This window comes from Methanobrevibacter sp. AbM4, assembly GCF_000404165.1.
Classification (GTDB): Archaea; Methanobacteriota; Methanobacteria; order Methanobacteriales; family Methanobacteriaceae; genus Methanarmilla; species Methanarmilla boviskoreani.
The window spans coordinates 1,518,549-1,532,795 of the sequence record NC_021355.1 but is presented as its reverse complement, the minus strand read 5'-3'; the positions used below and the strand labels follow the sequence as shown (position 1 = coordinate 1,532,795).

Genomic DNA, 14,247 nt, shown 5'->3' with positions numbered 1-14,247 from the left:
AAATTAGGATGTCCTATAAATCATTATTTAATTTAAAAATAAAATTGTTTGAAGTATTAATTATTAAGGATATTTAATTTAATGGGATTAATCTTATTTATTCATTTTATAATGTTTATTTAAATGAAATTTTATTTCATATTTATTTAAAATTTTTAGTGTTAATCAATTGATTAGCTATTTCTATTAAAATAAGTCTGTATTGAAGTTTCATATTATCAATTTATATATTAAAGTTAATATTAAAAAAATAAGTTTATAGATTGGAGTTTTATTAAAATAAAATGTAAGTAATACGGGAAAAATATTAAGAAATTTAAAATATTTAATTATATTTTTCTTAAAATGTCCATGGCCTTTTCAATATTTTCATATGAATTTGCATAAGACATTCTTACATTGTTTTTACCTTCAGATCCAAATGCAATTCCTTGTACACAGAGTACACCTGCATCCATGGCTTTTCTAACGAATTCCTCAGGATTAGGTACTTTTGGAAATACATAAAAGGCACCTTCACCTTTAACACATTCATATCCCATATCGTTTAAGCTATCTGTAATTAAATCTCTTCTTTTCTCGAATTCTTTTGCCATTTTACTTACTGATTCCTGAGGCCCCCTTAATGCTTCAATTCCACCTATTTGGGATATTGAACTTGCACAGGCAGTAGTATATTGGTGAACTTTAAGAAGCTCCTCTGTAAAGTAGGATGGTGAACTCATATATGCAAGTCTTAAACCTGTCATTGCATATGCTTTTGAGAATCCGTTAATTGTAATAACATTATCACTGTATGCTCCAGGGGAGTAATGTTTTTTATTGTCGTAAATGATCTTTTCATATATCTCGTCTGAGATGATCATTATGTCATTATCGGTTGCAAGATCTGCAATACCTTTGATGTCCTCTTTATCTATCACTGCTCCTGTAGGGTTTGAAGGACTGTTTAAGATAATTCCTTTTGTATTTTCAGTGATTTTTTCTTGAATATCCTCGGTTTTAACTTTGAATCCTCTCTCCATTGGTGTTTCATATCCCACTGGCTTTGCCTCGGCTAATTTTACAGTTGCCTCATAAGATAAAAATCCGGGATTTGGAATTAAAACCTCGTCCCCCTTTTCAAATAATGCTTGACAGCAATCACTTAATGCCTCACTAGCTCCACAAGTTACAATTATGTCGTTAGCGTTGGTTTTAATGTGGTTGTCTTTTGATAGTTTTTTAACAATTTCTTCCCTTAACTCTTCATAACCTCTGTTGGGGGTGTAATGAGAAAAATTATCATCAATTCCTTTTTTCATCGCATTTTTAATGTTTTCCGGAACATCAAAATCAGGTTCTCCAATAGCTAAGTTAATAGCATCCGGATTCGTATTCTCGAACATTTTCCTAATCTGTGATAATTCAATTAAACTTGTTCTATATGTTGATTTAACCATTCTTGTAACCTCTTAAATGATTAATTTGAATTTTTTAAAATAAATTAAATATATTTGTCTTTTTTTATATGATATAATAATATCTGTGGTTAATTTTATTTAATATTTTAAAGGTTAATCCTATTTAATTTAATAATTTTTTTTTTAAATTTAAGATTTATGTGATTTTTTTTAAATCAATAATTCGTTATAATTTCGAATAAGGGACTTTTTTTATAATGTTGTAAACTAACTATAACGATTATGCGGTTTTATTCTAAAAATTAAAATAATGTTATAATTCTAATTAATTAAATCATTAATAGTAACAATTATATTTACAATTATAACATTTGCTCTCCTGGCACCACTCGGTTGTAATATTCAAATCCATTTTTTCTCTTTCTTCTTTTAGAAAATCTTTCCTATATCCTAAATCTATATTGTCCCATGGTAGTTTATCATCAGTATTATACTGTGGGACATGTTTTTCCCATTCTTTAATACCAATATTCTCATCTGCAGATTTTTCAATTAACTTGGAGATGTCTTTACCGCCACATGATAATATATATTGTTTTAATCCTAGTTTGGGACTGTCAAATTTAAGATTTATTCCATTAAGTTCTTTCTTAAGATACTTTATCTTTTTTTTAATTGAAGCCATATTATAGGTATCCCATTGGAGGGGTGTTTGAGCCTTGGGAATTAAAGGATTTATGCTGAACTTAACTGATAGGGAATGGTCTATTTTATCCTTTCTTGAATCAATATCTTTTATATAATCCTTAAGTTCTATAATATCCTCTTTGGTTTCATTTGGAAAACCAATTATGAAGTAAAATTTTAGATTAAAACCAATGTTTAATGCAGAGTCGATTAGGTTGTCTATTAGTTCGTCTGGAATATCCTTGTTGATACGTTTTCTAAGATGATATATGGATTCCGGAGCTATCGTTAAAGTTTTAAGGCCACTCTTTTTAAGATATTCTAAGGATTTGTTTGTAATGGTCTCAATTCTCATGGAGGGTGTTGATATTTCAAAACCTCTTTCTTCAAGGGATTCTATTAATTCATCTATTCTTGAGTAATCAGATACCGCAGGTCCAATTAAAGCGATTCTGTTAAGTCCACTATTTTTTCTTGAGGTCTCAGCTATTTCAATAAGTTTTTCAAGTGAGGTTTCTCTTGTAGGTCTGTACAGATATCCGGACATACAGAATCTACATCCTCTACTACAACCTCTTGAAACATTTAGCATTATGGCGTTTTGAAAAACAGGAGTGTATTCTTTATCGTCTGTATGAATAATTATTGGGTAGGTTATATGGTATCCATTATCCATATCTTCAATAAGGGATATTTCGGTTTTATTATTAAATTTTGGAATATATAGACTTTCGATATCCAAAAACTTATCAAGATTTTCATGGGGGTTAGGAATTTCCCTGTAAAGATCTAAAAATTCACTTAAAACATTTTCACCTTCACCAATAATAAAAATATCCACAAAATCGGCAATAGGCATCGGATTAGCGGTAACCGTAGGTCCTCCAGCTATTATTAATGGATCTTTGTCTGTCCTATCCTCTCTTCTTAAGGGGATATTTGATTCTTTCAATATCTTTACAAGATTAAAATAATCCTCCTCAAATTGTATTGTGAAACTGAGTATATTGAAGTCGGATGAGGGACTGTTTGTTTCAATGCTTCTTGTATTCGGGAATATTATCCTCTCACAGAAACAGTCGTCTCTATCATTTAATAAATTATATATTATCTGATAACCTAATGAAGACATAGCTATTTTATAAACATTCGGATAAACTAATCCAAACCTAATGTCTATGTTTTGAATCTTTTTTTGAACTATGTTTTCCTCATAAATCATAATTTTACCTTAAAGTTAGTTTGATTATAACTAGTTTATTATTAATACCTAATTTATATTTTAATCTAATTATAATTTTTTTATAATTTTTATTGAATATCTCATTTGTTATTAGATATTTTATCAGTTAATATCCTTTAAATATTGTTTATTTATTTTTTATTTTTTAATTCAGGTCCTTTTATGCCTTTATTTCTATTTATGATTTTTTATATTAAAAATATAAAGATAAGTATAAATAAATTAATAGATATATTATCTATTAAAAATATTTCAATTGATTTTATGAGTGAGAAAAAATACAAAAAGGTAGTTGTTGGTGGAACTTTTGATAAGTTTCATTATGGGCATAGGAAATTATTGGAAACTGCATTTCAATTAGGGGAGTTTGTTGAGATTGGTGTAACTTCTGATGCTTTTGGTGGATTAAAAGGGGATATTGATTCCTGTGAAGTTAGAATGTCTAACTTAAATAATTTTTTTAAGGATTTTGATAACTTTCATTTGATCCGTTTAGATGATAAATATGGACCTACAATTTTTGAAGAGGATTATGACGCTATAGTGGTTAGTGAGGAGACAGAACCTACAGCCCTTGAAATAAATCAAATAAGGGTGGATAAAGGTATGCATCCTATTGATATTGTAGTGGTAAGCTTTGTTTTGGCAGATGATGGTATTCCTATTTCTTCTACTAGAATACGTAAAGGAGAAATTGATAAAAAAGGAAAATTGATTTAATTACTTTTTAAAACTTTTCATTAATAGAATCAAAACGATATGTTTATATATACATATCGAGATAAATAGTATATATAAAATTTATAGGTGATTTAATGGCTATTCAAATAGACGTAGATAAGTGTGGACATATTGAAAATTGTCCAGGCGAAGGTTTATGTATAAAATTATGTGAACAAGGCGCTTTAGTTGAGGATAATGGGGATGTAAAAATCATTCCTGAAAACTGTGATGATTGTGATTTATGTCTTCAAAATTGTCCTAACCAAGCAATATCTAAAGTATAAATGGGGTATTTCCTATGTCACTTTTTGCAAGAGAAGGCTTAGAAAATAGGGAATTAATTCATGATAATGATAAATGTGTAGGTTGTGGAATTTGTGCAGATACTTGTCCAACTGAAGCATTAAGATTAGGTCCAATTGTACCTATTGCAAGAGGACTTTTAAAAATGGATTATATCTCATGTAATAAAAATGAATGTGTTTTATGTGGTTTATGTGCATCTTCTTGTCCTTTCGGTGCTTTAACTCTTAAAATTGATGGGGAAGAAATCTCACAATTAAAAGACTATCCAAATTGGCATAATGATGCAAAAATCAATGAAGAAGACTGTCTCTTCTGTGGTAGATGTGTTGAGGCATGTCCTAGAGATACAATTTTCTTTAAAAGGGATTTACCTGACCGTAATGATTTGCTTGTAGGTGAAATCAGTATTAATGATGAGGATTGTATCTATTGTAGAATATGTTCAGAATTGTGTCCAGCAAGTGCAATTACTGTTACATCAAATAATGAATTTGGAATTCCGGATACTATTGAGGTAGATGATTCCAAATGTGTTTATTGTAAGGTATGTAAAGCAGCTTGTCCTGAGAATGCAATTACTGCTATTTGTAGTACTTGTATGCACAATGAAGAAATTGAAAAACCTCAAATTACTGGTACTGTCTTCATTGAAGGAAAATGTATTGATTGTGGATGGTGTAAATCCGTCTGTCCAGCAGACGCTATTGAAGTAAATAAACCGTTTATTGGTGAAATCTTAAGAGATCCAGAATTAGTATGTAAGGGTGAAACATGTCATGCATGTAAAGATGTATGTCCTTGTAATGCTGTAGAGATCATTGATAATGAATCTCATATGGATCCTGAACACTGTAATTTATGTGGTTCATGTGCAAAAGCTTGTCCACAAAACTTGCTTACTATTAAAAGAGAAAGTATGGAACTTGATAATATTAAATCTACTTCCTGGCAAGATATTCTTGGTAAATTAGTAGAGTAGATATTATTAATTTTCTTTTTTTATACTTTTTTTGGATTTTTAATTTTAGTCTATCTATAGATTCTAATTTTTAATTAAATCATTTTAAATTTTCATTGAATTGGTTATTCTCCTTAAAACAATATCTCTTTTTTATTTAAGTTTAAATTAAAAAAATTAGTAGTTACATTCTAATTATTAAAAATATTTATTTAGTTTAATCAATCATAATTTAAATTATTAGTTATTTAATAGGTTAATCCAGTTTAATCAACCAGATTAACCTTTAAACTAAAAAATTATAAATTGTTCAAGCTACTATTCCTTCCAGTTTCAATTAGTCTTTTAAGTGATGAATTTATATCCTCATTTATTCTAAAAACCATTTCTCCAACAATAATTACAATAATGATTGTTGAACCTAGAAGCAGTATTAATTCGGCACTTATCTGACTATTATTTTCCCTTAGAATCTTCATCTTATATTGAGCTATTCAAAGTCTGTCTTATTGAATTGGTATCGGATTCTGCTGTAAGATTTGATGATGAGCTTATATATGACCTATATATTAAAAGTGCAATAATTGCAATTATTACTACTCCTCCCAATAAAAGGATATATTCCGCTGCACCTTGTCCACCATCATCTTTAAACAATCTATCTATTTTATATGTTATCTGATTCATCTAATCACCAGAATATCCTTTTAATTTGTTTAATAATTATCTTTTCTTATTTTTTTCTTAAAATATATAAGAATCTTAATAATATTTGGAATATATAAATTATTCTTTAGTTTAATTAGATTTTAAAAAGAATTTATTGCTTTATCTTTAATATTTATCGGAATTTTTCAGATTATTTTTTTTTAAAAATTTATATGGTGTTTAAAATTTTCAATAAAGTTGATTTTTTTCATATGGAAAAAATTATTTAATAATTGGGAAAATATGTGGTTTTATTTTTATTTATTTTCTAAATTGTTTATTTTTTCTAATAGCTTTCTATTAATCTTTTTTAATTTTTATACAAAATATAATAAACTTTAAATGTTTTTAAATTTAAACATATATTTAATATTTAAATTGTGTTAATTCAGTAATTAATTTGAGTTTTAGTAGGTGTAAAGATTGGCGGATTTAGTAAAAGTTTTTTCAGGATTTCTATTGCTAGCTATGGCAATAGCAGTATTAATATTAAATATGTTTTATAATTTAAGGGAATTTATTGTTATCTTAGGCCTAATTGTAGGTGTATGCGGTTTATATTTAATAATTACTTCAACCTCTAATCAAATTATTACCTTTGGCAATGAAAACCAGGTATTAGGTAAAACAACTTCCACCAAAGATAGAATTAAAAATCTAGATGTTGAAGGTTTAAGTGATAATATTAACATTAATCTTAAACGACCTAAATTTGAAAAAACTAAGATTGAAGACATGGACTCACTTAATTTTGAAGATTTGGAAAACAGCGGATCTTACAGGTCTTATGATGATTATGAAGATTCTGATGATGAAGATGATTCAAAACTTGTCTTAAAAGTACAAAATCCTACATCTAAATTCACAGATAAAACTTATCAATTTACACCTAACTATGAAAGACCTTTAAAAATTACTCGTAAACCTACTAAAAAAGAAGGTCGTTCAAATGGATTATTGAATATTTCCAATATTCCTAAATCTAAAAAATCTGAAAAAATAGAAGAAGTTTTAGCTGAAAACGGTCACAATTCCAATTCTGTAGTTTATAACACTGATTTTGAGGATTTTGTTAATGAAGACCATTCTAGGGAGTTGCCAAATAATGATGAGGATTATGGTTTCTATAATGATAATCCTTTAAATGAGGCTAATATCTATGGTAGTCCATTTGAATTAAGTAATCTTACAGATTTACCTGAAAATCAGGATAAGGTTGTTAGTCCAAATACTATTCCTGATACGATTACCCCTATTAAGGAAGATGAAATTGAAATAGATCCTAATAATCCCGAGTCACTTCCTATTCCAAAGCTTTTAAGAAGTTATGTAATTAGTTCTAATGGAAGAATTTCTACTCAGGAGGCATTTGATAAATTGTCTGCAAATGCAGTTAATGAAATCTGTCTGATTACAAGTTCACTTAAAGATTTGTCCCATGAATTTTTAGAGAATATTTCAAATATTCCAACTAAAATTATTATTGAAGATATTGATACTGCTGATTTATCCGAGGCTTTGATTCTAAATTCAATTGTTAAAAAGAATGTGGAAATTAGAACAATGCCGAAATTAGATACTATCAATTTAATAATAGACGATGATTATGCATTAATTGTTTCTGATTCCGAGGAGGATAAACGATTCCAATATGGTGCGGTTTATACCGATAAAACATCTATTGATGATATTAGAAACATGTTTGATTCAACTTGGAATATTGCACAGGCAGTTAATAGCCAGGTATTGGCTCATGCATGATTTTTTAATTATCCATTTAACAATTTTTACTAGGCTCTCATTTGAAAGCATCTTCTAGCTTTTCTTTTTTTCTATTGATTTTTAAGATCATTTATCTAATTCTATTTATTTTTAAATTTTGAAAAAATATTTATTTTTTTATAAACAAATTATCTATTAACAATTAATATTTTTAGGGAGGTTAATTATGGAAATAAGATGGTTAGGACATTCTGCATTTGAGATTACTACTGATGAGGAGATAAAGATATTGATTGATCCATTTATCAGTAATAATCCTGCATGTAACATACCTGTTGAGGAATTAGAACCTGATATAATCTGTATAACCCATGGTCACTCAGATCATTTCGGTGATGCATATGAGATTGCTATGAGGAATAATTCTATTGTAATTTCTAATGCTGAGATTGCCTTATTCCTACAAAGACAGGGTATTGAAGCTGTAAGTATGAATATCGGTGGTTCTGTTTTTGTTCATGACATCAAGATTACCATGTTAGATGCTATACACTCTTCCGATATTGACTTTGTTGAAGAGGGTGCAGTTCCAGGAGGCAGTGCGGCAGGTTTCCTATTTACTTTACCTGACGGTAAGAAGATATACCATGCTGGAGATACTGCATTATATGGTGATATGGAAAATATTATTGGACATATCTATAAACCAGATATTCTTATGGTACCAATTGGAGATAAATTCACCATGGGTCCTTTTGAGGGAGCACTTGCAACCCGTTGGATTTCTCCAAAAGCTGTTATTCCAATGCATTATAATACATTTCCTGCTATTGGACAGGACCCGGTCGTGTTTTCTAATTTTGTAAAACAATTGGATCCCTCAATTGATGTGGTAATAATGAATCCAGGTGAAATTTACAAGCCTGAAATATTCAATCAAGAAGAAGATTGATCTTTATAGAGATTTTATATAAAATAAAATTTAAAATTAGCTTTTAATATAAGAGTAGAGTTTTTAGATTTTAATTTAAAAATTTAGGTTTTTTAAAATTAGATTCATATTTAATGAAATTTAAAATTAGCTTTTAATATAAGAGTAGAGTTTTTAGATTTTAATTTAAAAATTTAGGTTTTTTAAAATTAGATTCATATAAAATAAAATTTAAAATTAGTTTTTAATATAAGAGTAGAGTTTTTAGATTTTAATTTAAAAATTTAGGTTTTTTAAAATTAGATTCATATAAAATAAAATTTTTAGATTTTAATTAAAAAATCTAAATATTTTAAAATATTTTTTTATTTATTTTAAAAGTTCTTTTATTTTTTTAATAGTTTAACTTAATAAACTTAATAAAACTATGTTTATCTTTTATTATCATAGTCACATTTGCCTGTAGGCAAAATCCTTACTATGTCATCTAGCTCAAGTAGGTTATCTTGATTAATCTTTGATAATATACTTTTAGCCATTGCCTCTTTTTTAGTATATCCTGGTTTAATAACTACATAGTTATCTGTTAATTTTTTAACTGCAGATTCCGGACCAGCCATAACTCTTTTACCTTCATAGTCAACAATTCCTACTGCAATTCTTAGTTTTGCACTTCGAATATAATTCCTATGACCCCTAATAATAAATGATCCTTTCGCCACATATTCTCCGGATTCCGGTGTTTTTGAAACTTGTTCTGGATTGACCCAGTAAACATCCTGTGTAGAATAACCGTCGCTCCATGCTGATGAAAATGATGCGGCAAATATTGCAGATTCCCTAACGGTGTCATCATCAAATTCCTCACCATTTAATTTAATGGCTATTGATGGTGCACCATGTATATCCGCATGCATATAAATATCATTATTATCCAAATATTTCTTTACAATATTCTCGTTACTATTCGCATCACGTCCACCAATTACAAGTTTGCCTGTGGAGCTTACAAACCATCTGAATTTCTCGAACCATTTAAGTTCCTTCTTTTCACGTTTTTTAGGAACCATTATATTTGCCATTGCTTTATCCTTTTTCCTTTCCATTTCCTCTAGTTGTTTTTTAGTATTTTCAATAGCAATATTGGCTCCGGAAATCTTACGTTTTGCTTTTTTAGCCTTTTCATAATAAACATCAGCATTTTCAGGAATTGATTTTCTAGAATCGATGTTAATTGAGATGCCTTCTAAATCTAGGGTAATGTTTCCCATCTTATCAATAGATTTAATTATCTGCGCCTCTTTCATTCCCTCTTTTCTTGCTTTTTTTAGTATTTTATTTATTTCCTGATAGGAATAATCCTTGTCTCTTGCATTATTGATTACACCAATAACTGATTCAATTTCCTGATAATGTGAATAGATTAATTCCCCTTTTTTATGGGATTTTTCTATAGTGTCATGGAATCCCTTAAGTGTTTCTTCTTGAAGTTCAAGTCTTTTTGAATATTTTCCGACTTTCTTATTCCAGATTTTCTCTTGCTCTGAGGTAATGCTGGTTTTAACTTCTTTTGAATAGAATTCATCACATGCCTCATTGAAGGTTTCGAAGTATTCATGTTTAAAATCATTATATTTTTCAAGTTTTATTGGTACAACATCATCTTTACCTTCTGATATTATCTCTGGTTTTATTTCACCTTTACTTAAAGGTTCAAAGATTGATTTTAAGCCTTGATAGATATGATGGATGTCCTCATTGCTAAGGGAATTGGTGCTTGATTGTTTATCGATTCCCTCAATTTTCATATCTTTCCTTATATTATTGGCCCTTAGCATGATTTCTTCTGCATATAAACTTCCAAGACCGTTTTTAGCAAGTGTTCTTATGATGTCATCCTCGGAATTGGTAAAAAGAATATTCAATTCATCCTCTGTAATTGTTAATGGATTGATTCCATTTTTCGGCGGATAGACATATTCCTTTTTAGCACTGATATCCCTATTGCTCCATGATTTCCTTTTAAGAGGCATTATGATATTTTTATCCTCATCTAAAAGAATGATATTGCCTTTTGAAAATAGCTCAATAACTAATGTATAAACCTGATCCTTTTTCATCTTGATTTCGATTATACGATCGAAATTATACTGTTCAATGCTAACTACGTTAGCACCTCTAAGTCTTTTTCTAAGTAACATTGGAAATGAAGGTGGTTTTGTAGGGTTTTCAAGAGGATATCTACTTGTATGTACTCTTTTTCCAGCTTCCATAACTAAATCTATTCTTCCATATCCTGCTTTATGGAATCTCATAACGATGATGTCTTTTGTTGGCTGAAATGATTTATCTACTCTTGAACCTTCAAGTAACTTGTTTAATTCATGGGATATTGTAAAAATATCCACATTAGTCATTGTTTTCATTAAAATTCCTCTATTTACTTAATTTCCTTAATTTTTAAAATTATAATTCATGAAATATATTAATGGTTGATAAAATAATTGTTTTTCTTTTATAGTTATATTATCTGTATATAATTTTAAATAGTATTTTAGATTAATATTCTAATAGTAAATTTATATCTTGATTTAATTAGATTTTTTTGATTAAATATAGTCTGTTCTTTAAAATATGTTAAAAGTTTTTTAACATACTTTTTATTTGGTTATGTTTTTTATCTAACTTTCAGTTTTCATGTAAATAATTATTATTTCTTTAATAAAATCATTATGTATATTTATTAGTAAGTATAAATTATAAATGTATATTTATTTATATAACTTTTCATATTATTTTATTATAATTTTTTAATTTTGGAGGATAAACATGGATGATGTACAAAAGATTGCGGCAATCCATTTAATACCAGGTTTAATTGTAGGTGTTTTCTCTGCAATGTTTTCATATGGAACCTTTGGGTTTAAAAATGAGATTCTTGCATCTGTAATAGGTTTTATTGTTTTATATTTCATTGGTAATTACTGTCAAAAGCAATATGCAGATTCTATTGACGGTTTTAAACAATGGTTTATGATGGGAATTATTCCATTTGTTTTTGGATGGTTCTCAGTGTGGGTATTATTCTTAAGCTATGCTAAATTTATTCCATTTTTATAAGATAAATAGATATTTATCTTAAGTTTTTTTTCTATTTTTAATTATTGCTTTTTATTAACTATTTTTATTGGGTTTTTTAAATTTTTAGGTTTTATAGGCTAAATTATCTTTTTATATACTCTTTATTTTTTTTTTTATACTTGGTTAGTTTATATTTTAATATCCCGCTTATTTAGCTATTTCTAGTAGTGTTTAATATAAAAATCAGTAAAATACTTTATTAAATCATATATTACATTAAATTCATGAATTTATTCACAGTTATATCATAAAGAAAGAATAAGGACGATATTTGTCAAGTTTCTATAAAAAAAGAATAGGGATGTAATCAAGTAATGGCATCAATTAAAGAAATAAAAAGGTTAGACGGTATTAATCTAAAAAAATTAAGTAATGAAAATCTTAAAAAAGTTAATTTGGTTATTATAATAAAAATAACCAGATAAATGTAAGTATGAAAGCAAAAACAAATATCACCGGACCTATAATCTTTCCTACTTGAACTATTGAACTTATTGTTGAGATTAATTCTGTAGATCTGTTAGGTCCGAATGTTTTTAGATTCTCTATTTTTTCTGTACTGCATCCAACTTCAACCTCTTCAAGATCTTCAAGGGCTTCCTCAATTGTTTCCTTTACATAATCAATGATTTGGGCCCTGTTACTCAATCCAATTGGGTTATATCCTCTTGAGATTGTATTTACGCTATGTGTATCTGTGGTCATAACCTCTGCCTCATCAATACCACATTTGTATACAAAGTCTAAAATCTCCTGTCTAAAGCCGACTTCCATATTGTTGGAATCGAAAAGTATGTATGCTGTTTTTTGACCTTCAACATCTACGATCATGGTTTTTACACCACTGTCTCCAACACCTTCCTCTTTTCCTAGTCCATCCATTAGATTTTGACTACATCCTACCTTGATATTTGAATATTTCTTGCCTAGTTTAATTTTACTTATTCCGTCAATTAATTCAAATACCTGTGGATCGCCGGGCAATACTTGACCAGATTCCTCTGAGAAAGAATTATGACAATCTACTATAACCGTTGATTTATTTTCAAATGTTTTATTTGCCTGAACCATCATGGTAAGGCCTACACTAAATTCAATGTCATCACTACCAAGTGGTGCAAAGGTATTTAACAGTACAATTCCATCGTTAAAAGATTGGACACCTATTTTTGCGGATTTGTTTGTATATCTTACAAATTTACTTGCACTTTTAGAATATTCCATCTTGTATAATCCTTTTCTAATACTGTCTTCTATTTTATCTAATTCCTTAATGCTTGCAGGATTAAAATCATGGGTTGAAGGTCCATGGGCAATCATGGTAAATGGTTTAAATCTATTTGCAAGATTTGTAGGCATATTTCCTCCACCGATATTTCCTAAAGGTCCCGGATGAACTGCCGGACTAATAAATAATGCTTTGATTTTCTCTTTCGTTTTAAAACTAACAATACTTACAACGGTGTCGATATCCGCTCCTGATTTAACGAATAACTCTTCTAAATCATGGGAACCTTCATTCATATGTGTTATAAATAAGCTTAATAGTTGCAATCCATCAATACCCATGTTTGTTTTCATTGGTGAGTTAATTGTTTTAACAAATAGATATATTGCAATAAGAAAGATAAGACAGCCTATAAGCATTTTAACAACTAGATATATACTGAAAGATACACTGTATACATTAAGTCCAATGAAATTAACTGCAAGCAATAAAAAAATACTTATCACTGGTTGAATTAATGCAACTAAACTTGATTTTTTCATATTTACTTGGGTTGCTCCCCAGAAAACCAGAAAGCTGAAAGCAAATATTAGAATATATCCAAATTCAATAAAATTTATTACAAAATTAGGATTGCTGGAGATTATAGATCCGATTAACGTAATAACTGAAAGTATTGTGGAATTTATAAAAGATAGAAACATTGAATGTTTGATTTTTAGATTTATTCCATTAAATGAACTAATAAGATTTTGATTTATAAATCCACTAATTATACCACTTAATCCATATATTATAAATGATATTATACCACCAATAATTATTCCAAGCAGAATGTTAGTGGGATAAGGTCTAATAATTGAAATTAATAAACCTAAAATAAATGTAATAGTTATTGTGGCTTTTACTGAAAATTTAATATTGGGAAGTGTAGTAATATATTTTGAAAGACCTGCTACACTACTCATACTAGACATGTTTTTTTCCTCAAATAATTGTTTGTTATTAAAATTCTATTTATTATTCATTAATCTGATTTCTAGAAATATATGTCATTTAAATTTTTCATTTATATATTCTAACTATCTAATTAATTAATTTCTTAATAAAAATTTTGTTATTTAACATTTTGTTAATTTAATTAATAAATTTTTATATAGTAAGTAATTCTTATAATATTATAGTTTGTTGGAATTC

Annotated in this window: 12 protein-coding genes; 6 read left to right on the top strand and 6 right to left on the bottom strand. The window is 28.0% G+C overall.

The features are described from left to right. Window positions 1-329 precede the first annotated feature (329 nt). Both ABM4_RS06450 and ABM4_RS06445 read right to left on the bottom strand, forming a co-directional pair. The gene (locus tag ABM4_RS06450) at window positions 330-1,442 is read right to left on the bottom strand and encodes a pyridoxal phosphate-dependent aminotransferase (RefSeq protein ID WP_016358876.1); all 1,113 of its coding nucleotides are present in this window, start codon (window positions 1,440-1,442) and stop codon (window positions 330-332) included. Between the two features lie 298 nt (window positions 1,443-1,740). Continuing rightward, complete coding sequence (locus ABM4_RS06445) at window positions 1,741-3,312, bottom strand: radical SAM protein (protein ID WP_016358875.1); 1,572 nt, start codon at window positions 3,310-3,312, stop codon at window positions 1,741-1,743. Between the two features lie 285 nt (window positions 3,313-3,597). Here ABM4_RS06445 and ABM4_RS06440 point away from each other — a divergent pair, with 285 nt between their 5' ends. The 3 genes from ABM4_RS06440 (at window position 3,598) to fwdF (ending at window position 5,341) form a co-directional block, all read left to right on the top strand. Further along, complete coding sequence (locus ABM4_RS06440; RefSeq protein ID WP_016358874.1) at window positions 3,598-4,053, top strand: phosphopantetheine adenylyltransferase; 456 nt, start codon at window positions 3,598-3,600, stop codon at window positions 4,051-4,053. Between the two features lie 95 nt (window positions 4,054-4,148). Then, window positions 4,149-4,340, top strand: coding sequence for a 4Fe-4S binding protein (locus ABM4_RS06435; protein ID WP_016358873.1), 192 nt, complete (start codon window positions 4,149-4,151; stop codon window positions 4,338-4,340). A gap of 14 nt (window positions 4,341-4,354) precedes the next feature. Continuing rightward, the gene (gene fwdF, locus ABM4_RS06430; RefSeq protein ID WP_016358872.1) at window positions 4,355-5,341 is read left to right on the top strand and encodes a tungsten-dependent formylmethanofuran dehydrogenase subunit FwdF; all 987 of its coding nucleotides are present in this window, start codon (window positions 4,355-4,357) and stop codon (window positions 5,339-5,341) included. 278 nt (window positions 5,342-5,619) lie between these two features. Here fwdF and ABM4_RS06425 read toward each other — a convergent pair whose 3' ends face one another. Then, entirely contained in the window at window positions 5,620-5,799 is a 180-nt protein-coding gene (locus ABM4_RS06425; RefSeq protein WP_040681587.1) for a class III signal peptide-containing protein, read from the bottom strand. 1 nt (window position 5,800) lies between these two features. After that, on the bottom strand, window positions 5,801-6,007 hold the full coding sequence (locus ABM4_RS06420; protein WP_016358871.1) for a class III signal peptide-containing protein: 207 nt from the start codon (window positions 6,005-6,007) through the stop codon (window positions 5,801-5,803). Between the two features lie 444 nt (window positions 6,008-6,451). On the opposite strand from ABM4_RS06420, the gene ABM4_RS06415 reads away from it, so the two are divergent. Both ABM4_RS06415 and ABM4_RS06410 read left to right on the top strand, forming a co-directional pair. Beyond that, complete coding sequence (locus tag ABM4_RS06415) at window positions 6,452-7,789, top strand: hypothetical protein (RefSeq protein WP_016358870.1); 1,338 nt, start codon at window positions 6,452-6,454, stop codon at window positions 7,787-7,789. 187 nt (window positions 7,790-7,976) lie between these two features. Then, the gene (locus ABM4_RS06410) at window positions 7,977-8,702 is read left to right on the top strand and encodes a metal-dependent hydrolase (RefSeq protein ID WP_016358869.1); all 726 of its coding nucleotides are present in this window, start codon (window positions 7,977-7,979) and stop codon (window positions 8,700-8,702) included. A 410-nt stretch (window positions 8,703-9,112) separates the two neighbouring features. Here the strand turns inward: ABM4_RS06410 and rqcH are convergent, their stop codons facing one another. Next, the gene (gene rqcH / locus ABM4_RS06405; RefSeq protein ID WP_016358868.1) at window positions 9,113-11,107 is read right to left on the bottom strand and encodes a ribosome rescue protein RqcH; all 1,995 of its coding nucleotides are present in this window, start codon (window positions 11,105-11,107) and stop codon (window positions 9,113-9,115) included. Window positions 11,108-11,510: 403 nt separating this feature from the next. Here rqcH and ABM4_RS06400 point away from each other — a divergent pair, with 403 nt between their 5' ends. Further along, on the top strand, window positions 11,511-11,801 hold the full coding sequence (locus ABM4_RS06400) for a hypothetical protein (protein WP_016358867.1): 291 nt from the start codon (window positions 11,511-11,513) through the stop codon (window positions 11,799-11,801). 423 nt (window positions 11,802-12,224) lie between these two features. On the opposite strand, the gene ABM4_RS06395 is transcribed toward ABM4_RS06400, so the two are convergent. Further along, entirely contained in the window at window positions 12,225-14,027 is a 1,803-nt protein-coding gene (locus ABM4_RS06395; RefSeq protein WP_016358866.1) for a DUF2070 family protein, read from the bottom strand. Window positions 14,028-14,247: the final 220 nt, after the last annotated feature.